The 26,083-nt window shown below is 42.4% G+C and carries 30 protein-coding genes and 1 pseudogene; 24 read left to right on the top strand and 7 right to left on the bottom strand.

Features of this window, described 5'->3' with window-relative positions; translation table 11 throughout:
• Positions 1-63: 63 nt before the first annotated feature.
• Positions 64-300 (top strand): hypothetical protein, encoded by a 237-nt coding sequence (locus HNQ82_RS03770; protein WP_183247248.1) that lies wholly within the window; start codon positions 64-66, stop codon positions 298-300.
• Here the strand turns inward: HNQ82_RS03770 and HNQ82_RS03765 are convergent.
• Positions 288-668 (bottom strand): DUF1885 family protein, encoded by a 381-nt coding sequence (locus tag HNQ82_RS03765; RefSeq protein WP_183247246.1) that lies wholly within the window; start codon positions 666-668, stop codon positions 288-290. The two genes, HNQ82_RS03770 and HNQ82_RS03765, sit on opposite strands and share 13 nt — an antisense overlap.
• Positions 669-795: 127 nt before the next feature.
• Here HNQ82_RS03765 and HNQ82_RS03760 point away from each other — a divergent pair, with 127 nt between their 5' ends.
• The 6 genes from HNQ82_RS03760 to HNQ82_RS03740 all read left to right on the top strand — a co-directional run bounded on the left by HNQ82_RS03760 (position 796) and on the right by HNQ82_RS03740 (position 4,388).
• Positions 796-1,095 carry a DUF3055 domain-containing protein gene (locus HNQ82_RS03760; RefSeq protein WP_183247244.1) on the top strand — a complete coding sequence of 100 codons (300 nt, stop codon included), beginning with the start codon at positions 796-798 and terminating at the stop codon, positions 1,093-1,095.
• Between the two features lie 142 nt (positions 1,096-1,237).
• Positions 1,238-1,351, top strand: a complete 114-nt coding sequence (locus HNQ82_RS03755) for a GapA-binding peptide SR1P (protein WP_003395198.1) — start codon at positions 1,238-1,240, stop codon at positions 1,349-1,351.
• Positions 1,352-1,700: 349 nt separating this feature from the next.
• Entirely contained in the window at positions 1,701-1,952 is a 252-nt protein-coding gene (locus HNQ82_RS03750) for a hypothetical protein (RefSeq protein WP_032100548.1), read from the top strand.
• Positions 1,945-2,619: a hypothetical protein gene (locus tag HNQ82_RS14525; RefSeq protein ID WP_246348852.1), complete on the top strand. Its 675-nt coding sequence runs from the start codon at positions 1,945-1,947 to the stop codon at positions 2,617-2,619. The genes HNQ82_RS03750 and HNQ82_RS14525 overlap by 8 nt, the downstream gene beginning before the upstream one ends.
• 98 nt (positions 2,620-2,717) lie before the next feature.
• On the top strand, positions 2,718-3,896 hold the full coding sequence (locus tag HNQ82_RS14520) for a hypothetical protein (protein WP_246348849.1): 1,179 nt from the start codon (positions 2,718-2,720) through the stop codon (positions 3,894-3,896).
• 66 nt (positions 3,897-3,962) lie between these two features.
• The gene (locus HNQ82_RS03740; RefSeq protein ID WP_032099485.1) at positions 3,963-4,388 is read left to right on the top strand and encodes an HIT family protein; all 426 of its coding nucleotides are present in this window, start codon (positions 3,963-3,965) and stop codon (positions 4,386-4,388) included.
• 137 nt (positions 4,389-4,525) lie between these two features.
• On the opposite strand, the gene HNQ82_RS03735 is transcribed toward HNQ82_RS03740, so the two are convergent.
• Positions 4,526-5,992, bottom strand: a complete 1,467-nt coding sequence (locus HNQ82_RS03735) for an aminotransferase class I/II-fold pyridoxal phosphate-dependent enzyme (RefSeq protein WP_183247242.1) — start codon at positions 5,990-5,992, stop codon at positions 4,526-4,528.
• 186 nt (positions 5,993-6,178) lie between these two features.
• Here HNQ82_RS03735 and HNQ82_RS03730 point away from each other — a divergent pair, with 186 nt between their 5' ends.
• From HNQ82_RS03730 to HNQ82_RS03715, 4 genes are all read left to right on the top strand, one after another.
• Positions 6,179-7,138, top strand: coding sequence for a nitronate monooxygenase (locus HNQ82_RS03730; RefSeq protein WP_183247239.1), 960 nt, complete (start codon positions 6,179-6,181; stop codon positions 7,136-7,138).
• A gap of 32 nt (positions 7,139-7,170) precedes the next feature.
• Positions 7,171-7,440: a UPF0223 family protein gene (locus HNQ82_RS03725; protein ID WP_055440220.1), complete on the top strand. Its 270-nt coding sequence runs from the start codon at positions 7,171-7,173 to the stop codon at positions 7,438-7,440.
• 78 nt (positions 7,441-7,518) lie between these two features.
• Complete coding sequence (locus HNQ82_RS03720; RefSeq protein ID WP_032101581.1) at positions 7,519-7,707, top strand: hypothetical protein; 189 nt, start codon at positions 7,519-7,521, stop codon at positions 7,705-7,707.
• A gap of 50 nt (positions 7,708-7,757) precedes the next feature.
• Positions 7,758-8,540, top strand: coding sequence for an inositol monophosphatase family protein (locus tag HNQ82_RS03715; protein WP_183247237.1), 783 nt, complete (start codon positions 7,758-7,760; stop codon positions 8,538-8,540).
• Here the strand turns inward: HNQ82_RS03715 and HNQ82_RS03710 are convergent, their stop codons facing one another.
• A complete protein-coding gene (locus HNQ82_RS03710) occupies positions 8,541-8,723 on the bottom strand; it encodes a DUF5325 family protein (protein WP_183247235.1) in 183 nt (60 codons plus the stop codon).
• A 104-nt stretch (positions 8,724-8,827) separates the two neighbouring features.
• On the opposite strand from HNQ82_RS03710, the gene typA reads away from it, so the two are divergent.
• Genes typA through HNQ82_RS03695 form a run of 3 tightly spaced genes read left to right on the top strand, consistent with a single transcriptional unit; the run spans position 8,828 to position 11,255 of the window.
• Positions 8,828-10,663 (top strand): translational GTPase TypA, encoded by a 1,836-nt coding sequence (typA, locus tag HNQ82_RS03705; protein WP_183247233.1) that lies wholly within the window; start codon positions 8,828-8,830, stop codon positions 10,661-10,663.
• Positions 10,664-10,674: 11 nt separating this feature from the next.
• Entirely contained in the window at positions 10,675-10,977 is a 303-nt protein-coding gene (locus HNQ82_RS03700; RefSeq protein ID WP_183247230.1) for a YlaH-like family protein, read from the top strand.
• Entirely contained in the window at positions 10,974-11,255 is a 282-nt protein-coding gene (locus HNQ82_RS03695) for a hypothetical protein (RefSeq protein WP_183247228.1), read from the top strand. The genes HNQ82_RS03700 and HNQ82_RS03695 overlap by 4 nt, the downstream gene beginning before the upstream one ends.
• A 32-nt stretch (positions 11,256-11,287) precedes the next feature.
• On the opposite strand, the gene HNQ82_RS03690 is transcribed toward HNQ82_RS03695, so the two are convergent.
• The gene (locus HNQ82_RS03690; RefSeq protein WP_032101575.1) at positions 11,288-11,488 is read right to left on the bottom strand and encodes a YlaI family protein; all 201 of its coding nucleotides are present in this window, start codon (positions 11,486-11,488) and stop codon (positions 11,288-11,290) included.
• A gap of 93 nt (positions 11,489-11,581) precedes the next feature.
• On the opposite strand from HNQ82_RS03690, the gene HNQ82_RS03685 reads away from it, so the two are divergent.
• Positions 11,582-12,037: a pyridoxamine 5'-phosphate oxidase family protein gene (locus HNQ82_RS03685; RefSeq protein WP_032101574.1), complete on the top strand. Its 456-nt coding sequence runs from the start codon at positions 11,582-11,584 to the stop codon at positions 12,035-12,037.
• 19 nt (positions 12,038-12,056) lie between these two features.
• On the opposite strand, the gene HNQ82_RS03680 is transcribed toward HNQ82_RS03685, so the two are convergent.
• A complete protein-coding gene (locus tag HNQ82_RS03680) occupies positions 12,057-12,641 on the bottom strand; it encodes a YhcN/YlaJ family sporulation lipoprotein (RefSeq protein ID WP_183247226.1) in 585 nt (194 codons plus the stop codon).
• Positions 12,642-12,750: 109 nt separating this feature from the next.
• Here HNQ82_RS03680 and HNQ82_RS03675 point away from each other — a divergent pair, with 109 nt between their 5' ends.
• Positions 12,751-14,082, top strand: a complete 1,332-nt coding sequence (locus HNQ82_RS03675) for a PhoH family protein (protein ID WP_183247224.1) — start codon at positions 12,751-12,753, stop codon at positions 14,080-14,082.
• 23 nt (positions 14,083-14,105) lie between these two features.
• Here HNQ82_RS03675 and HNQ82_RS03670 read toward each other — a convergent pair whose 3' ends face one another.
• Complete coding sequence (locus tag HNQ82_RS03670) at positions 14,106-14,600, bottom strand: peptidyl-prolyl cis-trans isomerase (protein WP_183247221.1); 495 nt, start codon at positions 14,598-14,600, stop codon at positions 14,106-14,108.
• Positions 14,601-14,740: 140 nt separating this feature from the next.
• Between HNQ82_RS03670 and HNQ82_RS03665 the strand changes: the two genes are divergently transcribed.
• The 3 genes from HNQ82_RS03665 (at position 14,741) to pyc (ending at position 19,813) form a co-directional block, all read left to right on the top strand.
• Complete coding sequence (locus HNQ82_RS03665) at positions 14,741-15,031, top strand: Fpa/YlaN family protein (protein ID WP_004891276.1); 291 nt, start codon at positions 14,741-14,743, stop codon at positions 15,029-15,031.
• 74 nt (positions 15,032-15,105) lie between these two features.
• A complete protein-coding gene (gene ftsW / locus HNQ82_RS03660) occupies positions 15,106-16,308 on the top strand; it encodes a putative lipid II flippase FtsW (protein ID WP_183247220.1) in 1,203 nt (400 codons plus the stop codon).
• Positions 16,309-16,372: 64 nt separating this feature from the next.
• Complete coding sequence (gene pyc / locus HNQ82_RS03655) at positions 16,373-19,813, top strand: pyruvate carboxylase (protein WP_183247218.1); 3,441 nt, start codon at positions 16,373-16,375, stop codon at positions 19,811-19,813.
• Between the two features lie 24 nt (positions 19,814-19,837).
• Here the strand turns inward: pyc and HNQ82_RS03650 are convergent, their stop codons facing one another.
• On the bottom strand, positions 19,838-20,785 hold the full coding sequence (locus HNQ82_RS03650) for a COX15/CtaA family protein (RefSeq protein WP_183247216.1): 948 nt from the start codon (positions 20,783-20,785) through the stop codon (positions 19,838-19,840).
• Between the two features lie 432 nt (positions 20,786-21,217).
• Here HNQ82_RS03650 and cyoE point away from each other — a divergent pair.
• From cyoE to ctaF, 5 genes and pseudogenes are all read left to right on the top strand, one after another.
• Positions 21,218-22,069, top strand: a pseudogene (gene cyoE, locus HNQ82_RS03645) (heme o synthase); the annotation flags it as partial.
• Positions 22,070-22,156: 87 nt separating this feature from the next.
• Complete coding sequence (coxB, locus tag HNQ82_RS03640) at positions 22,157-23,221, top strand: cytochrome c oxidase subunit II (protein ID WP_183247212.1); 1,065 nt, start codon at positions 22,157-22,159, stop codon at positions 23,219-23,221.
• Positions 23,222-23,250: 29 nt separating this feature from the next.
• On the top strand, positions 23,251-25,119 hold the full coding sequence (gene ctaD, locus HNQ82_RS03635) for a cytochrome c oxidase subunit I (RefSeq protein WP_183247210.1): 1,869 nt from the start codon (positions 23,251-23,253) through the stop codon (positions 25,117-25,119).
• Positions 25,119-25,739, top strand: coding sequence for a cytochrome c oxidase subunit III (gene ctaE / locus HNQ82_RS03630; protein WP_055440205.1), 621 nt, complete (start codon positions 25,119-25,121; stop codon positions 25,737-25,739). Before ctaD ends, ctaE begins: the two co-directional genes overlap by 1 nt.
• A gap of 4 nt (positions 25,740-25,743) precedes the next feature.
• Positions 25,744-26,076 carry a cytochrome c oxidase subunit IVB gene (gene ctaF, locus HNQ82_RS03625; RefSeq protein WP_183241755.1) on the top strand — a complete coding sequence of 111 codons (333 nt, stop codon included), beginning with the start codon at positions 25,744-25,746 and terminating at the stop codon, positions 26,074-26,076.
• Positions 26,077-26,083 lie beyond the last annotated feature (7 nt).

Here is a 26,083-nt window from a genome sequence, read left to right as displayed (position 1 = left end):
GCCGTCCTCTTTCTCATTATTTTTCCCTTGCGATCATATGATGTTTGTAAGGGGTGTGTAAACATGTATGTCGTTTTTTTAGTTCAATTACTTATTTGGAGCTTATTTTCACTCGTTGAATGGAGATCTGCCCACGATCATTTTATTTTTAAAGCGTTGCTGTTTATGATATTTATGTACGTTGCTTTTTTGCTTGCGCTTCGGTTTCGTTTAACGAAAAGACAAGCATGTTGGACAACCTTATTGACGATCGCCATTTATTTTCTTTGTCGCGGGCTTTTTTGGGCTTATCGTTTGTAATAATACATCACACGTCCGTTAAATAAATGCAGTTTCCCCGCCATTTGTTTAGCGAAAAATTTACATAGTTCGTTCGCTTTTCCTTTATCGCCATGCGTCGCTCGTTTCGGCAATACAAACTCGACCGCACGCTCATGAACGCGACATTCAATCATATAATAGCGGTCGCTTTTTCCAACTAATACAATGCGATCTTCTTTTGTCACGATGTCATACGGGAAAGCAGATTCCGCATAGTCCCAAGCAAGCTGTTCACCCGTTTTTCGCGCGATATCCCGAAATTGTTCAAGCAATTGTTTGCATTGTTCTAACGTCACCGTCTCCCATGTCGATGCAGGGACAAGTTCAATCGTAGCTGTATAAGCCATTTTGTTCACCTCATATATGTTGAAATCACTTTCATTGTATCACGTACATATGTAAAAAAACAAATAATTGCGAAAATATGAATGGTACGATATAATAAAGTTTAATATACAAGAAGGAGGGAATGATATGCACGTATTTGAAAAATTGTATGATGAGCATGAAAAAGTAAAAGTGAGGTTCGTCGGCTTTACGACAAAAGACGTTCGCTACGATTTTGGCATCGTTTATACGAGCATGTTTTTTGGCAAGCCGCTCGTCATCTGTATGCAAACAGGCCGCTCAGCTCTCCTCGACCCGAAAGACATCGAAGACCACGACTACTTACAACGAATATTTCGCATCGACACAAAAGAACAAGCTGAAGATTTGGCTGAATTTTTCTCAGACATTTTACCAGCTACTCATCTTGCCGAACAATATGAATAAAATGGAGGAAGAGGCGTAAAATACGTCTCTTTTTTTGTTTAAATATGTCATACTAATTCCTATTGACAAAACAAATATGACATATTATTATGAAATCAGTAAAACGTTTTCAAACATTCCAAAGGAAAAGGGGTTATCGGGGATGGGTACAATTGTATGCCAAACATGCAATGCGACAATTGATCATTTTGAAGATGAAAAAGTGACGGTATTGTACGGTCAATGTTGTACGTGTGATTGTGAAGATGAGGAATAATAAGCTTTGGGGGATGGGGAGACATATATAGAGGGAAGGGATCGGCATAGTCGGTCTCTTTTTATTGATGAAAAAAGCGGAACTCCACACGAGCTAAGTAGTTCAGTTTTAAGGTAGAAAAATTAAATTAACTTCATAATTTTGAGTTCAATTCGCATACGAATTGGACTCTTTATTTTTGTTGATATATCAATATTTGAAGGGAAAATAGGTATGAAATAACACACGAATTGGCATACTAATTAGTAAATAGACAATGGCTGTTGGTCATATGCCAAAAGTTGTGCTAATTTCGTTGTTAATTTTAGGTCGAAAATTGTTATAATTTGAATAAGGAGGTTGATGTGCGGTGAAGTTCATTAAACCGAAGAATACCAATGCTGATAAGGTTGATTGGCTGATTTCCGAAAGGACTCAAGCCATCGTGAAATATTATGCCGAATACACTGAATACAGCGAAAGCGAAGTTGCCGATAAGTTCTTGCAAAACATCCTTGACGACAAAGACTTCATTAAATGGATTGAGCAAAAACGAAATAACAAACGATTAATAAAACAGATGGAAATTGAAGATATGGTGAAGGTGAAATCCATTGGCTAATTTGAAGCGGTTGTCTAATAAACAAGACTCAGTGGTATCGGTTGTTCCGCCTGTATCAGATGGCGACATCGAAGATAGGAAAAAACACTATGGCATTTTAGACACCACAAAATACGCTAAAAGATACAACCATTTACTTTTTACTCCTGTTCAATTTCATTGGAATGACAAGACATTTCAAATTCAATATAACTTTTGTACAGACCCATTCTGCAAATGGTTTGGAAGAGACCAAGAACGGTTTGAAAAGGTTTTAAACAAACCAAGTAGATATAAATTAACTGGAAGTACGAAGAACCGAAGTAAGGTTATTAGGTGCAACCCTGACCCCATACAGCCAAATATAGGTGTTGTATCGGACATTAGCTCCTATCCTTATTCTAATTGGTCTATCGCAGAAGAAATTAATCGGCTTGTCAGAATTGAAACAGTTCAAGATGTTGAGCCAGATTATGTGTTTCATAAAGAAGACTGTATAAACGAAGGTTTTACCCCTTTTGACCATAAAAAAGAGTTTTATAAGCAAGGGAAAAGCACAAGTAATTCTCAAAGGTGGCAATGCAAACAGTGTAAAAAATTACCAATGTTTTGCCGAACAGAAAACAATCCACCACCTATCACCAACAAAGAAATGACATACTTCCCACATTTGCAAAATTGCTATTAAACAAAGTTCCTATCAGCCGTGCTTGTGAAATTTTAGATATTGGGGTTGGAACCTATTATCAAAAGTTAGAATGGCTTTATCGTAGATGTTTAGAGTTTTTGGACAGATACGAAACAAAACCTTTAAAGAACAAGCATTTTAAGGAAATGTGGCTAAATACCGATAAGATGCATTATTTACTTAACAATGTTCGGAAAAAAGGTCAAGGTGGAAGTAAATTTCGGGGCTTGGAAGACTTAAATTTGCAAACATACATTGTCGTTACTTCAGAGGTTTTTTCAAGGTATGCCTTTCGTTCTGATGTCGCTTATGATTGGGATACTACCTTTGAAGAATTGGCTTTGGATACCATTCAATATAAAGATGACCGCTTGAATGAGTTTGCCAAGAAAAATGCAAGGTTAGATTTTTCTCATTATCCCCAAGAACCACCTAAAGAGAACGAAGAAGAATATGCTCAATATACGCACGACATTAATAAAATCAGACACAGAAGCCAATATGTAGATGGTCTTCACGTTAATGCGACATACACGAATATTGCTCATTATTGGCTGATTAAACAGCTTGTAAAGGCAAATGAATGGCGTATGATTAGCGATAATGACAGTTCAATCAAAACAGCCTTCTATCGTGTTTTTGCCAAAGAAATCAAACGATACGATGCCCATCACTTTCTAAGCCTTGTTGACCGAGAAAAATCAAGGAAACAAAGTTTGCAGGAGTTTGAAGATGCAAAACAGGATTTGTTAGAGTGGGGTTTTCAAAGCGGTTATGAAACAAAAAATTTGAGGAAGTTGGCTAAATATTATTTGACCGAACTGTTCCGCCGACACACTTTTCACGAACAAGTTTCAGAAGGGAAAAAGACCTTTAATAAATATGCCAATCAACCAATTGAGCATCCTTTGGCATCGAAAGATAAAGGCTTTCACTTGGTTGATTGCACAACAGACCTTTCCTCTATTGAACCAAAAGATATTGCTGAAATGGTGTTAGAGGTAAATGATAATGCCACCAATGCCTTTATCCAACAAATGCGAAGAAGGCTGTCCATTCTTGAACGCCCTTTAATGACGGCAAGAGGCGAAGGTAAAAGTTATATTTATGCTAACTTTAACCCGAAGTATGCTCAATATGCATTAACTATTCTAAGAACTTATTTTAATTTTTGCTTACCTTATAAATCTATGGATGGCAAAAAACTAACCCCTGCTCAACGACTTGGAATAACTGAAAAGGTTTTTGACATCAAAGATATAATCTACTTACGATAGTTTTCCACAATTTAGAAAGTGAATGTATAATTGTATATAATGCGTTTCAAAAGGGAGGGAACCTAAATGAACTGTTTAGGTTGTAATTTAGCAAATAAAGTAGAGGCTGTTAATGTAGTATTCGAAGACGATTATGTTTGTTGCATCTTAGACCACAATCCATACAACGAAGGACACGTTTTGATATTGCCTAAAAAACATATTCGTTACTTTGATGAACTTGACGAAAATACTGCAAACTCGATATTTAAGGCATCAAGGATTATTTCAAAAGCTATAAAAAAGTTGTTTAATCCTGATGGAATTACTGTGTGTCAAAACGGTGGAGCTTTTGATGAATTAACACATTTTCATATGCACATTGTTCCAAGATATGAAGGGCAAAACTTTGCAGATTTCTATACGGAAGATGGAGAAACCAACATTGAAGAAGAAAATAAATTAGAAGAGACAAAAAGAAAAATCATAAACACAATAAAGGTATTGGATTAAAATCCAATACCTTTTTGAATGCTAATTATATAGTTATTTTTTTATCAAAAACATATCTAAAACCCTTGATAATTAGAATGTTTTTTTACTTTTTCTACTTCTAAACTGAACTACTTACCACACGAGCTCCGCTTTTTTCATTTCTGATGTTCTTTAATGACGCGCAACGTTCGCAACGTATCGTCTTCTGGACCTTGAACAGGTAAGCCGACTTCGATATTTTTGCGAATGTAATTTAAATTTTCTTCTGTAATAATTTCACCTGGAATAAAAATTGGAATGCCCGGTGGATAAACCATGACAAACTCAGCAATAATGCGTCCGGCTGACTCGTCAAATGGCACGACTTCCGTTTCAGCATAAAACGCATCGCGCGGCGTAAGTGCAAGAATCGGAATGTCAGGTAAAAGCACTTTCGGCTTTTTCCCGACTTCTGCTTGATGGCGAAATTCGTTTGATAAATGGCGAAGCGCATCGACTAATATGTTCGTCTCGCGTTCAGTATCTCCCGGTGTAATAATACATAAAATGTTATATAAATCAGATAACTCCACTTCAATGTTGTAACGTTCACGCAACCATTTTTCTACTTCATAGCCTGTTATTCCAAGCTCTTTCACAGAAATAATGAGCTTCGTCGGATCGTAGTCAAACGTCGCTTTTGTGCCGATAATTTCTTTTCCGACGCAATATAAATAGTCGATGTCGTTAATTTTTTTGCGCGTTTCATTCGCCAGGCGAATCGCTTGTTCCGCAAGCTCATGCCCTTGCGTCGCTAGCCGTTTGCGCGCCACATCAAGCGAAGCAAGCAACAAGTAAGACGTCGATGTTGTCGTTAACATGCTTAAAATCGCCTGCACTCGTTTAGGTGACACAAGCCCTTTTTTCACGTTTAAAATCGAGCTTTGCGTCATCGAACCGCCCAGTTTATGCACGCTCGTTGCTGCCATATCCGCACCTGCTTGCATCGCCGATAGCGGTAAATCTTCATGAAAGTGAATGTGCACACCGTGCGCCTCGTCAACAAGAACAGGAACGCCGTACGCGTGGGCAATGTCAACGATGCGTTTTAAGTCACCAGCAATGCCAAAGTACGTCGGGTTAATGACGAGCACCCCTTTGGCGTCTGGATGTTGCTTTAATGCACATTCTACCGCTTCTGGCGTAATGCCGTGTGAAATGCCAAGCTCTTTATCAATTTCAGGATGAACGAAAATCGGTGTCGCTCCTGAAAAGACGATGGCAGACATGACCGATTTATGCACGTTGCGCGGAACGATAATTTTATCGCCAGGTCCTGCGACAGACATGACCATCGTCATAATCGCGCCGCTTGTCCCTTGCACGGAAAAAAACGTATAGTCCGCCCCAAACGCTTCCGCCGCAAGCTCTTGAGCACGTTTAATCATTCCTTTTGGCTGATGTAAATCATCAAGCGGACCGATATTAATTAAATCCATCGCTAACGCATTTTCCCCAATAAAAGAGCGAAACTGCTCGTCCATGCCTGCTCCTTTTTTATGACCAGGAATATGAAATTGAATCGGATTTTTCTTTATATGCTCTAACAGTCCGGTAAATAACGGTGTTTCATACTGTGACAATTTCGCTGTACACCTCTTTAACTTGGATTTACATAAAACAAAGTGAATTATAGCACTTCTTTATACGTTTGGAAAGATGATTTTTTTGCTTAAAAATCAAAATTGCTGCATATTTCTACATTTATTGTTTGTGAAGGACTTTTCTTTATGAGCGAAGAATGATAAAAAGTAAAGGGGGAATGATGTGTGAACTGGAACACGAGAGTAACCGAATTGTTAGGCATCCGTTATCCAATCATTCAAGGAGGGTTAGCGTATTTAGCGTATGCCGATTTAGCGGCGGCGGTGTCGAATGCCGGGGGGCTAGGGCAAATTACAGCGATGTCGCTCGAGACGCCAGATGAGTTGCGAGAAGAAATAAAAAAAGTGCGCGAAAAAACGGACAAACCATTTGGCGTTAATTTTGCGATTGGACAACATGGACGTCCATTTGCACATATGCTTGATGTGGCGATTGAAGAAAACGTGCCGGTCATTTCGATGACGGGCGGAAATCCTGCACCTATTTTTGAACAGTTAAAAGGTGTGCCGGTGAAAAAGCTTGTGCTCGTTGCGGCAGTACGACAAGCGGTGAAAGCGGAGGAACTCGGCGCAGATGCGGTCATGGTCGTCGGTCAAGAAGGGGGCGGACATCTCGGTAAACATGACATCGGGACGTTCGTATTAGTGCCGCGCGTCGTCGATTCCGTGTCCATTCCTGTCATCGCTTCAGGCGGCATTGGCGACGGTCGTGGGCTGATGGCTGCCCTTGCGCTTGGAGCGGAAGGCATCGAAATGGGTACGCGCTTTATTGCAACAAAAGAATGCATTCATGCCCATCCTGTGTATAAACAAATGCTCGTGGAACGTACAGAAAGCGACACGGTCGTCATTAAACGATCGCTCGGTGCCCCTGCGCGCGCTTTGTTAAACGAATGGACGGAAAAAATTTTACAATTTGAACAAGAAGGAAAAGGGTATGAACAACTAAAAGAGTACATTAGCGGAAAAGCGAATAGGCGGTTTATTTACGACGGCTATACGGAAGAAGGATTTGCATGGGCGGGGCAAGTGATTGGACTGATTCATGACGTGCCGACAGTTGCTGAACTTTTTGCGCGCATGATCAACGAGGCGGAACAAATTCGCGCACGTTGGGCAAACTAAAACGAGACAGATGACAAAGAAAGGTGAACATCATGAAATATGCTTATCCGATTGATTACAGTTGGTCAACAGAAGAAATCATCGACGTCATTAAATTTTATGAAGGGATTGAAGAAGCGTACGAACAAGGCATTGAACGAGAGCGACTGATGAACTTATATCGCCGCTTTAAACAAATCGTCCCAAGCAAAGCCGAGGAGCGAAAACTATGTGATGAGTTCGAAAAAGTAAGCGGCTATTCATCATACGAAACGATCAAAAAAGGAAAAGAGTTGTCCAACGGAGATATTGTGAAAATGTAAAGTTGCATATCCCCTTTCCGTTACATAGTATATAAAAAAGAATTTTCAGAAAAAATAAAGACGGAAGGGGTGCACGAGATGAGAAAAACAGCCGATGGATTCAAAAAAATGGATGGAGAAAGACGAATCAAAGTATTAAAACTTGAAGTCGATTACGAACTAGCCACCCTTTATGAAGCGATGTTAGAAAATAATGAAGCGAAAAAAAACGAATGTAAACGAAAATTAGAAAAACTACGCCAAGAACTTATTCGTCTGTCGAACTGAAAGGCGGCAAGCGCCGCCTTTTCTACATAAGTATATGCAGGAGGTATGATATGTGGAACGAAATTGATCAACATATGCAGCATTGGATTCGTGAAGCAGGGGAGCGCATCCGCGATGCGTTTCAAACGAAACTAAAAATCGAAACGAAATCAAGCCCGTCTGACTTAGTGACAAACGTCGATCGGGAAATCGAACAGTTTTTTATTGAGCGCATTCGTCGGACGTATCCGACACACCGCATTTTAGGAGAAGAAGGGCTCGGGGATACGCTTGAAGCGCTAGACGGCGTCGTTTGGATTATCGACCCGATTGACGGAACGATGAATTTCGTTCATCAACAGCGCCATTTCGCGATTTCCGTCGGGGTGTTTCAAGATGGCGTCGGCATGCTTGGCTACATTTACGATGTGGCGTTTGACGAACTATATTATGCACAAAATGGAAAAGGGGCATTTTTAAACGGCACACCGCTTCCACCGCTTGAGAAAACAACGCTTGATCGCTCGATCATTTCATTAAATGCGACGTGGGTGACGGAAAACCGTCGCATCGACCCGAACGTCCTTGCCCCGCTTGTGAAAAAAGCGCGCGGCACGCGTTCGTACGGCTCTGCGGCACTTGAGATGGCGTATATCGCAGCGGGTAAACTTGATGCGTACATGACGCTTCGGTTGTCGCCGTGGGATATTGCCGGTGGGATGGTCATCGTGCAAGAAGTAGGCGGTGTGGTAACAAACTTGTACGGTGAGCCGCTCAATATGATTGAAAAAAGCTCCGTGTTCGTTTCAAAGCCGGGATTGCATGAAGAAATACTTGCGATCATTCAGCGCTAACTACCGATTGTTAGCGCTTTTTCTTTTTTTTAGTGAAAACCCAAGACCCATCACGCCAAAAAAAGCAATCATCGAGCCGACGATCGCTGGCACATGTCGATAAGCGATCGCAATGCCGGTGCCTATTAACGTCATCGTCGCAAGTAGCGCTATCATAAAAAAAAGCGGTTGAAATTTATTCATATGTTCTCCTCCTCTTTCCTTTAGATTACAACAAAACATTCCGCTTTTCTACTATGTTTGTGCTATAATAGACGCGCAATGTTGAAAAATAGGAGTTGAATGAATTGAGAAACGATATTCGTAACATCGCGATTATTGCGCACGTCGACCACGGAAAAACGACGTTAGTCGACCAATTGCTTCGCCAATCGGGCACGTTTCGGGCGAACGAACAAGTGGAAGAACGGGCGCTTGACCGCAACGATTTAGAACGTGAACGAGGCATTACGATTTTAGCAAAAAATACAGCCATTCAATACAAAGGCACGCGCATTAACATTTTAGATACGCCGGGACATGCGGACTTCGGCGGAGAAGTGGAACGCATTATGCGGCTTGTCGATGGGGTGTTGCTCGTTGTCGATGCGTACGAAGGATGTATGCCGCAAACGCGCTTCGTCTTAAAAAAAGCGCTTGAACAAAACTTAACGCCTATTGTCGTCGTCAATAAAATTGACCGCGAATTTGCTCGACCGCACGAAGTCGTCGATGAAGTGATCGATTTATTTATTGAGCTTGGGGCATCAGAAGACCAACTTGAGTTTCCGGTCGTGTACGCTTCAGCCATTAACGGCACCGCAAGTTTAGATGCGGACAAACAAGATGCCGATATGACGGCGCTATTTGAAACGATTATTGAACATATTCCAGCGCCAATCGACAATAGCGACGAGCCGCTTCAATTTCAAGTGGCGCTTCTCGATTATAACGACTACGTCGGTCGTATTGGGATCGGACGCATTTTCCGCGGGCGCATGCAAGTGGGGCAGCAAGTCGCGCTGATGAAGCTAGACGGTTCTGTGAAGACGTTTCGCGTCACAAAGCTGTTTGGCTTCCTCGGGTTAAAACGTATTGAAATTGAAGAAGCGAAAGCGGGCGATTTAGTTGCCGTTTCCGGAATGGAAGATATTAACGTAGGCGAAACGGTATGTCCGCTTGACGTGCAAGAAGCGTTGCCACCGCTTCGTATTGACGAACCGACGTTGCAAATGACGTTTCTTGTGAACAATAGCCCGTTTGCTGGTCGGGAAGGAAAACATGTGACTGCAAGAAAAATTGAAGAACGTCTTCGTTTACAGTTAGAAACAGACGTCTCGCTTCGCGTTGAACCAACCGATTCTCCTGATGTATGGATCGTGTCAGGGCGCGGAGAGTTGCATTTATCCATTTTAATTGAAAATATGCGTCGGGAAGGTTTTGAACTGCAAGTATCCAAACCAGAAGTCATTATGAAAGAAATCGACGGCGTCATGTGCGAGCCGGTCGAGCGCGTGCAAATTGATATTCCTGAAGAATATACGGGGGCGATTATGGAGTCGCTTGGGGCGCGCAAAGGGGAAATGATCGATATGATCAATAATGGAAACGGACAAGTGCGCCTTATTTTCCTCGTTCCAGCGCGCGGACTAATCGGCTATCGGACAGAATTTATGTCGCTTACGCGCGGATACGGCATTTTAAACCATTCGTTCGACAGCTATCAACCTGTCATCCCAGGTCAAATCGGTGGCAGACATCAAGGGGTACTCATTTCGATGGAGACAGGAAAAGCGACGGCTTATGGCATTATGCAAGTCGAAGACCGCGGCGTCATTTTCATCGAACCGGGAACGGAAGTGTATGAAGGGATGATCGTTGGCGAACATAGTCGCGACAATGATTTAGTCGTGAACGTATGTAAAATGAAACATGTGACAAACGTTCGCTCTTCAACGAAAGAACAAACGGTGACGATGAAAAAACCACGCCTTATGACGTTAGAAGAAGCGCTTGAATATTTAAACGACGACGAATATTGCGAAGTGACGCCACAATCGATTCGCTTGCGGAAAAAAATATTAGATAAAAACGAACGCGAAAAAATCGCGAAAAAGAAAAAACTCGCTGAGCAAAAGAAATAGGAGGATTTTTCATGGATGTGATCGGTCGCCTGTCGTTTTTCGCTTCGCTATACAACGTGCACGAACAACCGACGAAAGGGATGTGGCTGTTGTACGTGACGATCATCGTTTTATCGATCATCGTCTATCGGCTCGGCTTTGCGCGCGAGCTGCCGCTATTAAAAAACGTCGTCATTTACGCGCTACTTGTGCTTGGCTGCACGATTTTAACGTTTTTTGCCGTCTTTTTACCTGTGGCGGAAGGATTGCTTGTCGCAGCGATCGTATTAATGATTTATAAATGGCGTCTTCGTCGTGAGGGGGAACGCGCGTGAAACTACAAGATGCGGTGTACAATTGGCTGACGATTAAAGTGGTCGCACAGGCGCGCCCGGATGATACGGCGGCACAAGAGACGGAACAATTTTTTGCCGACTTATTGCGTGAAGATCATGCGATTGAGCAAATCGCATTTACAAAAGAAGATGACGTATATACGGTCACATGTACGGCAAACGACGAATCACGCACGTTTCGTTTTCCAGCCGAACTCGTTGAAGCGATGCTCGATCAAATCAATCGTGAACCAGACAAATATGCCAATTACGAATAAGCGCCTATGCTTCGTGCAAGGCGCTTTTTTTATTACCATTCCGTTTCGTGTTTGCTCGTTCGGAAAAAGCGAAATTTGCCGGTGGCAAGCCGCTCGTTCGTTTTTTTCTCAATGCGCTCATGGCACGTTTCGCACATATATGTATGAATCGGGCGGTTGCGCAACCGTTTTGCCAGCAACGTTTCGTCGTCTAACGTATCTATTTTTTCACAAAGAATGCATCGTACTCTCATCGTCAAACCTCACATGTTTTTTTACGAATTAGTATATCATATCATTTGAAAGTGTGTGAAAAAAAGGTATGATAAAAATAAGGAGGGATACATATGCCAAATGCGGTAGAACCGACATTAATTGAGCCTTTGTTCCAAGCGTTGCAAAAAGAACGATTTGTCATTGTATGTACGATCGACCATGAAACAGGTGCACCAAATGCAAGCGCCATTTCATGGGTGTACGCGCCGGCGCACGATAAAGTATATTTTGCCGTCGATCAACGCTCGCGCATTGTCGCAAATGTGCAGGCGAATCCAGCGATGTCCATCGTTTTAATCGCAAACGAATCGACGTATTCCATTAGCGGAAAAGCGCATGTGAAAGTTGAAAAACTAGAAAACGTTCCGTTGAAGCTTGCAGTTATTCAAGTCGATATTGAAGAAGTGCGCGATGTGATGTTTTACGGTGCAAAAATTGCACTCGAACCGAAATACGAAAAAACGTATGATGCGCAAGCTGCTGCCAAGCTCGATCAACAAGTGATGAGCGCGTTAAAACAAGCATAAGCCGAGCAATATGCTCGGCTTATTTCATATGGTCGTTTGATTGTTTTTGTTGCTCTTTTTCTAGTTGCTTTTGTTCACCATCGTTTAACTGCTTATCGTTTTGTCTTGTTGAACGCGGATTTGTCGTTTGTAAAAAGTCGCTTGGGATTTCAGGCATGACGCGTCCGACAATCGCTGCTAACTCGTCCATAAATCCTTGAATCGGCTTTCCTTTCTCTACTTGCTTTTGAATGGCTCTCAGCCGCGTATTTAAATCCGCATCCGCAATGACGATCGCATTGGCCCCGTACGGATCTTTTTGTAAACTTTCCACAACGGAATATTTCACCGTTCCAACGCGCGACGGATCAAGTTTAGCATTGACATCAATGCCTACTAACGCATATTTCCCAACAACTAATACGGTCGCATCGTTCACATTCGGCACGCTGCTCGCAAGATTTGCGAGATGACGCGCGATTTGTTGCCCGGATTTATCGACGATTTTTTCATTTGTCGTATTTTTCACATGAACGAGCGAGTCGCGATTATTCGGTTGCGCTTGTTGTCCGCAGGCACTTATAAAAAGCAACATGAAGATGATGATATATTTCAATGGTTCCACCCCTTTTCGACTTTAACTTTATTTTGCAAAACTTCTTCTATCTTTATGCGTCCGTTCATATATATAAACAACAATCCCGTCCACCGACGGTCGTCAAGGGGGAGAAAACGTGGGCAAAAAAATATACGTATTAGATACAAACGTGCTTTTGCAAGATCCGTATTCTATTTTTTCCTTTCAAGATAATGAAGTGGTCATCCCGGCTGTCGTATTAGAAGAAGTGGACTCGAAAAAGCGATATATGGATGAAATCGGAAGAAATGCTCGCCAAGTATCTAAAATTATTGATAGCTTAAGAAAAAACGGAAAGCTGCATGAAAAAATTCCGCTCGATCATGGTGGGGTGTTGCGCATTGAATTAAATCATCGCTCGTTTCATCAACTGCAAGAAATTTTTGTTGAAAAAACGAACGACAATCGCATTTTAGCCGTCGCGAAAAATTTATTGCTTGAGGAACAGTCGAAAGAAAACGGTCGCCCTGTTATTTTAGTCAGTAAAGATGCGCTCGTACGTGTCAAAGCTGATGCGATTGGGCTAGAGGCGGAAGATTTTTTAAGCGACCGCGTCGTTGAAATTGACCATATTTACACCGGATTTTTAGATTTGTACATAAGCCCAGAACATTTGGCGCGCTTTTATGAAAAAGGCGAACTTGTGCTGGCGGAAATTACAAACCACCCATTTTATCCGAACCAATTTATTATTATGAAAGATGCACTTGGCGGTTCGTCATCGGCGCTCGGTATGGTCGATCATACAGGAAAAAAAGTGCGCAAACTTGTATTTCATTACGATCATATTTGGGGCATTCGTCCGCGCAACGTGCAACAAACGATGGCATGTGAATTGTTGCTTCGCACCGACATTCCGCTTGTGACGCTGATCGGAAAAGCAGGAACAGGAAAGACGCTGCTTGCGTTAGCGGCCGGACTGATGCAGACGGAAGATATGCGGTTATATAAAAAATTGCTTGTCGCTCGTCCGATTGTACCTGTCGGGAAAGATATCGGCTATTTGCCAGGCGAGAAACAAGAAAAATTACGACCGTGGATGCAACCAATTTTTGATAACTTACATTTTTTATTCGATACGAAAAAGCCGAGTGAACTTGATGCGATTTTATCAGGCATGGGATCCATTGAAGTTGAAGCGCTCACGTATATACGCGGACGGAGCATTCCAGAACAGTTTATTATTATTGATGAGGCGCAAAATTTAACGAAACATGAAGTGAAGACGATTTTAACGCGCGTCGGGGAGCGAAGTAAAATTGTGTTAATGGGTGATCCGGCCCAAATCGATCATCCGTATTTAGACGAATACAATAACGGGCTCACATATGTTGTTGAAAAATTTAAAGAACAAAAAGTAGCGGGGCACGTGCGGTTAGTGAAAGGAGAGCGTTCATCGCTTGCGCAACTTGCGGCAGACCTTTTGTAAGAAAAGAGGCAAAACGCCTCTTTTCACTCGACGATAAACGCCCGTACGTGGGTAATTGGGTTGTCGCGATTTGAACCATCGCCAAAATAAATATGGACAGGTCCATCTTCTTTGAGCGGTTTGCCGTCTTTTGAAAAACATAATAGTAGCTCATAAGCATCAGCAAGTGAAATCGTCGTATCGCCGTTTTCTGTGACGATGGTGAACTGTGTTGCATTCTCATTCGGTTCCGCGTTGCGTAAAAACGGGGCAAACGGCATGCCGAACGTACCGGTTAATATTTTTTCTTTTTCAAATTGCTTTTCGGTTTGCAGCGTCGGAGGCGACACCGCTCCTTCTTGAATTTCACGATCCCAATACGCTGAAATGTTTTGAATGTCGTCTATGTCTTCTTGTTGTTCAATTTGTGGATGACGTGTAAAATAAGTATGTACATCTACTTTTCGATCGTCAAAAATCCATACGCTCGGATCGAGTGTAATCGTAAATTTGACGTTCCCTTTGATGACGATGACCATGTTTATTCCCCCTATCTGCCTTTCATTATATGATGAAAGCGTTTGTTTGTAAAATGAATCGGTCAAGGCATGATGCTTGCATTTTTTTCGTATTCACGATAAGATGAAGAAACAGGAACGTACGGAACGGAGGGGTCAACGTGACGCCTGAAGTGGCGATAAACTTTCGAGAAAGAGCCTATTCGTTATTGCAAGCGGATGCGGAAAAAATTGTGAAGCTTATTCAAGTGCAAATGGATCACTTAACGATGCCACAATGTCCGCTATATGAAGAAGTGTTAGATACGCAAATGTTCGGGTTATCCCGTGAAATTGATTTTGCGGTCCGATTAGGACTTGTCGATGAAAAAGACGGGAAGGCCATTTTAGACCGACTTGAGCGCGAGCTTTCGGCATTGCATGAAGCGTGCACGAAAAAGAAGAAAAAATGACAAAAACTCAAACGAATTTCGTTTGGGTTTTTTCTGTTTTATAGTACAATGCAAATAAGACAGTGAAAAGGAAGATGGGTCAGATGCGCTTGAAAACGTTTATGAAATATCATGATTATCCGTTAATCATCGCTGTATTTTTATTATCGCTGTTTGGGCTTATCATGGTATATAGCGCGAGCATGATTACAGCAGTCACTCGTTTCCATACGGCGAGCGATTATTTTTTCCAAAAACAAAAATGGGCGTGGATCATCGGAACATGTATGTTTTTATTCCTTGCATTTGTTCCGTATAAACATTATGCGCGCAAAAAGTTTTTGCAATTTGTTTTTTTTGCCATGCCTTTGCCGCTCATTTATGTCCTTTTGTTTGGACATACAGCAAACAATGCCACAAGCTGGATTAAAATCGGACCTATTAACATTCAGCCAGCTGAATTTGCGAAAATCGGCTTAATTGTATATTTAAGCGGGGTGCTAGCAAACAAACAAAAAAAATTGCAAACTTCCCCGCAAGACGTGCTCTTTCCCGTTTATTATATGTTGTTCATTTGCTTGCTTATTTTCTTGCAGCCAGACGTTGGAACGATGATCATTATCGCGTTCATTTGCGCAGCGATTATCTTCTCTTCTGCCGCCAGCAAACGGCTATTAATGAAACAGTTGTTATTGTTCGGCTTGATTGCTAGTCTTGTCGTGCTTGTTTCCGGTCCGTTTATATATGATAAAGTTTTCACCAAAGTACGCATGGCGCGTATTTACAGTTTTCTCGATCCATTTGCATATCCTCAAAAAGAAGGATACCAGCTCATTAACTCGTACTTTGCGATCGCAAACGGAGGCTTAAAAGGGCTAGGACTTGGACAAGGCATTCAAAAGTACGGTTATTTGCCGGAAGCGCATACGGACTTTATTATGGCGGTCATTGCCGAAGAACTTGGCTTATTTGGTGTTTCATTCGTCCTTCTTTTATTATCGTTTATCGTCTTGCGTGGTTTTTCTATTGCAAGAAAATGCCACGATGCGTTTGGCAGTTTATTAGCGATTGGCATTTCGACGATGATTGGCTTTCAAGCATTTATCAACCTCGGTGGAATTTCAGGAATGATTCCACTTACAGGTGTCACTTTGCCGTTTGTGAGCTACGGCGGCTCATCGCTCGTTTTACTTATGATGTCTGTCGGCGTATTAGCGAACATTTCTGCAGTGACAAACTACGAAAAGCATAAAAATGAAAAAAGCAATATTCAAAAAAATCATATTTCTTTTTCGTAATCCTATTTACAAATACAGAAAATTCGTTATAGTTTTTATATGAAGAATAGGGGGAGGATCACATATGAGGCGTATTCAAAAAGTACTTGTCGCAAACCGTGGAGAAATTGCGATTCGCGTCTTTCGTGCATGCAACGAGCTTGGCATTCGCACCGTTGCGATTTATTCGCGCGAAGACGCAGGATCGTACCATCGCTATAAGGCAGATGAAGCGTATTTAGTCGGGGAAGGAAAAAAACCGATTGAAGCGTATTTAGACATTGAAGGCATTATTGAAATCGCAAAAATGCATGATGTCGACGCGATTCATCCAGGATACGGCTTTTTATCGGAAAACATCGAATTTGCGAAACGATGCGAAGAAGAAGGCATCATTTTTATCGGTCCACGCCAAGAGCATTTAGATATGTTTGGCGATAAAGTAAAAGCGCGTCACCAAGCGAAACAAGCGGACATTCCAGTCATTCCGGGAAGCGATGGCCCTGTGCAAAGCTTGGAGGACGTCGTGCGCTTCGGTGAGACATACGGTTATCCGATGATCATTAAAGCGGCATTAGGTGGCGGCGGTCGCGGGATGCGCATCGTTCGTTCGCAATCCGAAGTAAAAGAAGCATACGAGCGCGCGAAATCGGAAGCGAAAGCAGCCTTCGGTAGCGATGACGTATATGTCGAGAAATTAATTGAAAATCCAAAACATATTGAAGTGCAAATTTTAGGCGATGCATACGGCAACATCGTTCATCTATACGACCGTGATTGTTCCGTACAACGTCGCCATCAAAAAGTGGTCGAAGTGGCGCCGAGTGTATCGCTTTCTAAGGAGCTTCGCGAAGAAATTTGTGAAGCGGCAGTCAAACTTATGAAAAACGTGCAATACGTCAACGCAGGAACGGTCGAGTTTCTCGTTTCTGGAGATAAGTTTTACTTTATTGAAGTCAATCCGCGCATTCAAGTCGAGCATACCATTACTGAAATGATTACGGGCATCGATATTGTCCAATCGCAAATTTTAATTGCGGAAGGTCATGCGCTACATAGCGAAAAAGTTGGCATCCCGAAACAAGAACATATTCATGTGCACGGATATGCGATTCAGTCGCGCGTCACAACAGAAGATCCGCTAAATCACTTTATGCCAGACACTGGGAAAATTATGGCATACCGCTCAGGCGGTGGCTTCGGCGTTCGCTTAGATGCAGGTAATAGTTTCCAAGGAGCAGTCATTACACCGTATTACGATTCGCTATTAGTGAAAGTGACGACGTGGGCGTTAACGTTTGAACAAGCAGCGGCGAAAATGTTACGCAACTTGCGTGAGTTTCGTATTCGCGGCATTAAAACGAACATCCCGTTTTTAGAAAACGTCGTCCAACATCCGAAATTTTTAACAGGGGAATATGATACATCGTTTATTGATACGACACCGGAGCTCTTTATTTTCCCGAAACGAAAAGACCGTGGGACGAAACTGTTATCATATATCGGAACGGTCACCGTAAATGGATTTCCAGGCATCGGAAAAAAGAAAAAGCCCGTATTTGATCCACCGCGCATTCCGAAAATAAACTATATCGAACCGATGCCAAAAGGAACGAAACAAATTTTAGATGAGCGTGGAGCAGACGGACTTGTTCAATGGATTAAAGAGCAAAATCGTGTGTTGCTAACGGATACGACGTTTCGTGATGCCCATCAATCGCTTTTAGCGACGCGCGTGCGCACAAACGACTTGATGCGCATCGCGGAACCAACGGCGCGTTTATGGCCGCAGTTGTTTTCGATGGAAATGTGGGGCGGAGCGACGTTTGACGTCGCATATCGCTTCTTAAAAGAAGATCCATGGGAGCGCCTCATTCAATTGCGCGAAAAAATTCCAAACGTCTTGTTTCAAATGTTGCTTCGCGCCTCGAATGCTGTCGGATATAAAAACTATCCAGATAACGTCATTCGTGAGTTCGTTGCAAAATCAGCTGAAGCAGGCATTGACGTATTCCGCATTTTCGATAGTTTAAACTGGGTGAAAGGAATGACGGTTGCAATCGATGCAGTACGTCAATCTGGAAAAGTAGCGGAGGCAGCTATTTGTTATACGGGCGATATTTTCGATCCAGCGCGCACAAAATACAATCTCGACTACTATAAAAACTTAGCGAAAGAGCTCGAACAAGCAGGCGCGCACATTTTAGCGATTAAAGATATGGCGGGGCTATTAAAGCCACAAGCCGCGTATACGTTTATTTCCGCTTTAAAAGAAGTCGTCGATATCCCGATTCATTTGCATACGCACGACACAAGCGGCAACGGCATTTATACGTATGCGAAAGCGATTGAAGCAGGGGTAGATATTGTAGACGTCGCGGTTAGCTCCATGGCTGGTTTAACGTCACAACCGAGCGCCAATACGCTTTATTATGCGCTAGAAGGAACCGAGCGTGCGCCAGAAGTGGATATTGCATCGCTTGAAAAATTATCGCGTTATTGGGAAGATGTGCGCCAATATTATGCGGACTTTGAAAGCGGCATGAACGCGCCGCATACGGAAGTATATATGCACGAAATGCCGGGCGGACAATATAGCAACTTACAACAACAAGCAAAAGCAGTCGGCTTAGGAGATCGTTGGGATGAAGTAAAAGAAATGTATCGTCGTGTCAACGATTTATTTGGCGACATCGTAAAAGTGACGCCATCATCGAAAGTCGTTGGTGATATGGCGCTATATATGGTACAAAACAATTTAACAGAACAAGACATTTACGAACGCGGGGACACGCTTGACTTCCCTGATTCCGTTGTTGAGCTATTTGAAGGCTATCTCGGTCAACCGCATGGCGGATTCCCTGAAACATTGCAACGTATTATTTTAAAAGGGCGCGAACCAATTACCGTCCGTCCGGGCGAGCTATTAGAGCCGGTCGACTTTGAAAAGTTAAGAGAAGAACTGTACCATCTCATTCAGCATGAAGTGACTGACTACGATGTGTTAGCTTACGCGCTTTATCCGAAAGTATTTGTCGAATATGCGCGTACCGTTGAACAGTTCGGTGACGTATCTGTTTTAGATACGCCAACATTCTTATACGGCATGCGTCTCGGTGAAGAAATTGAAATCGAAATTGAAAAAGGAAAAACATTAATCGTCAAGCTCGTTGCAATCGGTCAGCCACAAGCAGACGGGACGAGAGTTGTTTACTTCGAACTAAACGGTCAGCCGCGCGAAATTGTCGTGAAAGACGAAAGCATTAAAACGACGATTGTCGCACGTGTGAAAGCAGATCGTAACAATCCGAACCATATTGCTGCGACGATGCCAGGAACAGTGGTAAAAGTGCTTGTGGAAAAAGGAGAAAAAGTGAAAAAAGGCGACCATTTAATGATTACAGAAGCGATGAAAATGGAAACGACTGTTCAAGCACCGTTTTCAGGCGTTGTCAAAGATATTTATGTCAAAGGTGGCGACGCGATTCAAACGGGAGATTTATTAATTGAATTAGCCGAAAAATAAAAGAACGAGGGATCCCTCGTTCTTTTATTTTAATACGGCAGATGGAATGACGTTCGATTCATGTCGCGCTTCCTTTTCTTTTTTACTGCGCGTTGCCAGTAGCACAAAGTAACTTAACACGCCGAACAAACATGAAATGAAAAACGCATGAGCTAAGGCGACGTATAAATTCAATTCTGTAAAAACGACGAGCGCTCCTGTGGCGACTTGGCAGCTGACGAGAATAAGCGCAATCAGCCAACCCCAATATATAATCGGTTGTCGTTTATATCGTTTCATTGCATCAATCGTTGCTATTAAAATCCAAACAAATAATAACCCTGCGGCTAAACGGTGCCCCATTTGTACCCATTCATGTAGTTGCGTCGGGAATATGCGCGTTTGCGCGCAAAACGGCCAGCTCGGGCACGCTAAACTCGCTTGTTTATGACGAACGAGCGCTCCTGTGTATACGACGATATAGCAATAAGAAATAATGCCATAAATATGAAATTTCATCTTGCGATCAAGCACAACAGATGCAACATCAAATTTTTTATCGACTTCAAAAATAAACAACGTCAATAAAAAGACGGCCGCAAATGAAATTAACGAAATACCAAAGTGAAGCGCCAGCACAACGTCCGATTGTCCCCACACGACCGCAGCGGCCCCGATCAGCCCTTGTAAGACGAGAAACACAAACGAAATGATCGCTAAAAATTTCGTTTCGCGAATATGACCGATCGCTTTCCATGCCCAAATCGATAAAATGAGCACCATCAACCCGACGACGCCGGAGACGACACGGTGGCTTAATTCAATCAACAACTCTGCTGTAATATTGGATGGAATAAGCTGTCCGTGACAAAGCGGCCACGAACGTCCACAACCCATCCCTGATCCTGTTTTTGTCACAAGCGCTCCACCAATTAAAACGAAAAGCATGCCGATTGTTGTCGCTACCGCAAACCATTTCAAAAGCCGTCGCAATGTATTCACTTCCTTAACGTAAAATTTTATATAGCCAATGTCTAGTAAAAACTGTATAATAAATGTGAAATACGTGTGAAAAATTCTACTCTCATATTAGCGGAAAATGTCGAAAAGCGCAAAGTTTTATTATTTTACAATATAGCAAACGTGACAAATGTAGTTGAATATTTGTATGGAGTTTGCTAGAAATATAAGTGCAGTTATTTTTCAATGTTTTCATCGTAGCAATCTCGCTTTGACACAAATTCGACACAATTAAGACAAAAAAAGTTCACAAATTGACGAAGAAATGTGCTTTAATATACAGAGACGACATATCGTTATCGTGTATATAATGGAAACGCCTTCAAAGGCATAAGAGAGGAGTGGCGGCACATGGCGGATGTAGTCGAAGATGTAAAAACAACAAAAATACAATCAGGTGTTTTAAAAGACGTGCTTTCGGTCGTAAAAATTGGCATCGTCAACTCCAATTTAATTACGACATTTACAGGACTTTGGTTAGCTTTTCATTTTACGGGAAAAGGATTTTTAAGCAATTTGCATATTGTATTTTTCGCGCTCGTTGGATCTGCGCTCGTCATTGCAGGTTCGTGCGCATTAAATAATTTTATCGATCGCGATATTGATCATTTAATGGAGCGGACGAAAAGTCGTCCAACAGTAAGCGGAAGTGTAGAGCCGAAGCGCGTGCTTTGGTTCGGCATCCTTCTTGTCGCTATTGGCACGCTTAGTTTGCTCATGACAACCGTCACTGCTGCAGTCGTTGGACTGATTGGTGTTGTGACGTACGTCTTTTTATACACGATGTGGTCTAAGCGAAGCAATACGTTTAATACCGTCATCGGAAGCATTTCTGGTGCAGTTCCGCCAGTTATTGGTTGGACGGCAGTTGATGACACGTTCCACGTCGTTCCAATTATTTTGTTTTTGCTTATGTTTTTATGGCAGCCGCCACACTTTTTGGCGCTAGCGATGAAGCGATGTGAAGAATATCGTGCAGCGGGCATTCCGATGCTCCCTGTCGTTCACGGTTTTGCGGTGACAAAACGACAAATCGTCATTTGGATTGTGGCGCTTTTACCACTTCCATTTTACTTATTTTCGTTAGGTGTTCCGTTTTTAGTCATTGCGACGTTGTTAAACGTCGGTTGGCTAGCGCTTGGATTAGCGGGCTTTAAAATGAAAGACGATATGAAATGGGCGAAATGGATGTTCATTTATTCATTAAACTATTTGACCATTTTATTCGTCACCATGGTTATCGTTACAATTGATTAAAAAAGGTTTACAATTCTTTCTTTTTGTAAAGAAAGAATGTATATATTTCACTTTATTTCATAATCGAAAGAGGGGTTTGATTAGGCTATGAAGAAGTGGCTACGAAATTGGCGCTTGGTTTCTCTCGTATCCGCCATGGCGCTTTTGCTAGCTGGTTGCGGTAAGCCGTTTTTGTCGACGCTTCAACCAGCGGGAGAAGTAGCTGATATGCAGTACAAGCTTATGCTGCTCAGCACGGCCATCATGGTCATCGTCATTGCGGTTGTAACAATCATTTTCCTTTACGTTGTGACTCGCTTCCGCCGTCGTAAAGGGGAAGAAAACAAAATTCCAAAACAAGTGGAAGGAAGCCATACGCTTGAAATTATTTGGACAGTTATTCCGATTATTTTACTTATCATCTTAGCTGTTCCAACGGTTTTATACACGTTTAAACTAGCGGATGTAAAACCGATGAACAAAAAAGAACGCGACGTCGTTGTCGTGAATGTTCGCGCAAACCTATACTGGTGGGAGTTTGAGTACCCAGACTACGGCATTATTACAAGCCAAGATTTAGTTGTCCCAACAGGTGAGCGTGTATATTTCAACTTAAAAGCATCTGACGTCAAACACTCGTTCTGGGTACCTGCGGTTGGAGGAAAAATGGATACAAATACAGATAACACAAACCAATTTTTCCTCACATTTGATGACAAACGTGCCGAAGAGGCAGGACGTCTATTTTACGGAAAATGTGCGGAGCTTTGCGGTCCGTCACACGCTTTAATGGACTTTAAAGTGAAGGCGCTTCCTCGCGCTGAGTTTGATCAATGGGTAGAAAAAATGAAAAATGCAAAACCTGTTGCTTCAACAGATCCTGTTGTGAAGCAAGGGGAAGAAATTTTTAACAAAAGCTGTATTGGCTGTCACGCGGTGACACCGGTTGATGGTCGTCCAGAGCAAGCACGCCTTGCGCCTAACTTAGCGGGCTTTGCAGATCGTTCGCGTATTGCTGGCATTTTAGAACATAATGAAGAAAACTTAAAAGCTTGGTTAAAAGATCCAGAGAAAATTAAACCAGGCAACAAAATGACAGGTACTTACCCAGCATTGTCTGATGAAGAGCTTGAAGCATTAACAAAATACTTAATGACATTATCTGTTCAGTAAGGGGATTATCGATAAAGGGAGGTTAAACTGTGAGTACGTTAGCTCGGAAAAAAGGTGTCGGCGCAGTCATTTGGGACTACTTAACAACAGTAGACCATAAAAAGATTGCGATTTTGTACTTAATCGCCGGCGGAATTTTCTTCCTGCTCGGTGGTTTAGAAGCGATGATCATTCGCATTCAGCTCGCCGTGCCAAACAATGACTTCATTAGTGCAGGTTTCTACAATGAAGTGTTAACGATGCACGGAACGACGATGATTTTCCTTGCGGCGATGCCGCTCGTGTTTGCGATGATGAACGCCGTTGTACCGATTCAAATCGGTGCACGCGACGTAGCGTTCCCATTTTTAAACTCGCTTGGATTTTGGTTATTTTTCTTCGGTGGTGTATTTTTAAACTTATCGTGGTTTTTAGGGGGAGCACCTGATGCAGGTTGGACATCGTATGCGTCGTTATCACTTGCATCACCAACCCACGGCATTGACTTTTACGTGTTAGGCTTACAAATTTCTGGTCTCGGAACGTTAATTGGTGGGATTAACTTCCTTGTTACAATCATTAATATGCGTGCACCAGGAATGACATATATGCGCATGCCGATGTTTACATGGGCAACGTTTGTTACATCTGCGCTTATTTTATTCGCGTTCCCACCATTAACAGTCGGTTTAATTTTCATGATGATGGACCGTTTGTTCGGTGGAAACTTCTTTGACCCAGCGCTTGGTGGAAATACGATCATTTGGGAGCACTTATTCTGGATTTTCGGTCACCCAGAAGTATACATTCTCGTATTGCCAGCGTTCGGTATTTTCTCAGAAATTTTCGCAACGTTCTCGCGCAAACGTTTATTCGGTTACTCTTCAATGGTATTTGCGACGGTGTTAATCGGATTTTTAGGCTTCATGGTGTGGGCGCACCATATGTTTACTGTTGGTTTAGGCCCAATTGCGAACGCCATCTTCGCAGTTGCAACCATGGCGATTGCCGTTCCAACAGGAATTAAAATTTTCAACTGGTTATTTACGATGTGGGGCGGAAGCATTCGCTTTACGACGCCAATGATGTATGCGGTAGCGTTCATTCCATCGTTCGTTATCGGTGGAGTGACAGGAGTTATGAATGCGACAGCTGCGGCAGACTATCAATACCATGATAGCTATTTCGTCGTTGCTCACTTCCACTACGTTATCGTCGGTGGGGTTGTATTCGCACTACTCGCAGGGGCTCACTATTGGTGGCCAAAAATGTTCGGTAAAATGTTAGATGAAAAGTTAGGAAAAGTGACATTCTGGCTGTTCTTTATCGGATTCCATTTAACGTTCTTTATTCAACATTTCCTTGGCCTAATGGGTATGCCACGTCGCGTATTCACATTCTTGCCTGGTCAAGGATTTGAAACAGGAAACATGATTAGTACTGTTGGTGCATTTTTCATGGCAGCAGGTACAATTGTACTATTAGCAAACGTTGTTATTACAACCGTAAAAGGAAAACGCGTTGGCAACGATCCATGGGAAGATGGACGCACGTTAGAATGGGCGGTATCTTCACCAGCGCCAGAATATAACTTTGCGCAAACGCCACTTGTGCGTGGATTAGACGCATACTGGATTGAAAAAATGGAAGGCAAAAAAGGATTAACACCAGCTGAACCGCTTGGTGACATTCATATGCCGAATCCATCGATTTTACCGTTTGTCATTTCGCTCGGCTTATTTGTAGCGGCATTCGGTTTCTTGTTCCATCAAGATCATGCGTGGGGAACACCGGTTGGCATCGTCGGATTACTTATTACGCTCGGTGCAATGTTCTTCCGTTCAATTATCGATGACCACGGCTTCCACATTCATAAAGAAGAAGTGATGGAAGCAGAGAAGAAGGGGGCTGGGGCATAATGCATGTGGAAGAAAAATTAACGGCAGAGACGTTTCCGGCAGAGCCTGAAAAAGCGACCCTTGAAGGGAAAAATAAGTTTTTAGGTTTCTGGTTTTTCCTCGGCGGAGAGACGGTATTATTCGCCTCTCTCTTCGCCACATATTTAGCGCTGAAAGATTCTGTAGCAGGCGGTCCATCCGCAAAAGAATTGTTCCAAATGCCAATCGTCTTTTTAGCGACGATGTTACTACTAACAAGCAGCTTAACGAGCGTATATGCGATGCATCATATGCGCAATTTTGACTTCAAAAAAATGCAACTTTGGCTCGGCATTACCGTATTGCTTGGCGCAGGCTTCTTAGCGCTCGAAATTTACGAGTTTACAGAGTACGTACATGAAGGATTTAAATTTTCAACAAGTGCGTTTTCTTCAGCGTTTTATACGTTAGTTGGTACGCACGGTGGTCACGTCGCGTTCGGTTTACTTTGGATTATTACATTAATGGTTCGTAACGCAAAACGTGGGTTAAACTTATATAATGCACCGAAGTTTTACGTCGCAAGCTTATATTGGCACTTTATCGACGTCGTTTGGGTGTTCATTTTCACGGTCGTATACTTAATGGGAATGGTGGGGTGATTGTATGGCAAATCATACACATGTACAAAACCCAAAAGTAGATGTGCAATATCGCCGTAAAAAAAATGCGGAAGAAATGAAACATCAAATCATTTCATTTACGTTAATGATTTTCTTAACGCTGATCGCCTTTTTTGCGGTTGGATATGAAGGATTTTCAGCTTGGTTTGCTGTACCGTTCATTTTGTTGTTAGCGGTTGTGCAAGTCATTTTCCAACTGTATTACTTTATGCATATGAGCCATAAAGGGCATGAACTTCCAGCGCTTTTCTTATACGGTGGTGTCGTTGTAGCGTTCGTTACCGTTTGGGCGTTTTTAACGATCGTTTGGATTTAAGAAGCTA

The sequence above is a fragment of the Anoxybacillus tengchongensis genome (genome assembly GCF_014201585.1).
GTDB classification, from domain to species: Bacteria; Bacillota; Bacilli; order Bacillales; family Anoxybacillaceae; genus Anoxybacillus; species Anoxybacillus tengchongensis.
Note: the sequence above shows the minus strand (reverse complement) of the source record. Positions and strands in the feature narration are given on the sequence as shown.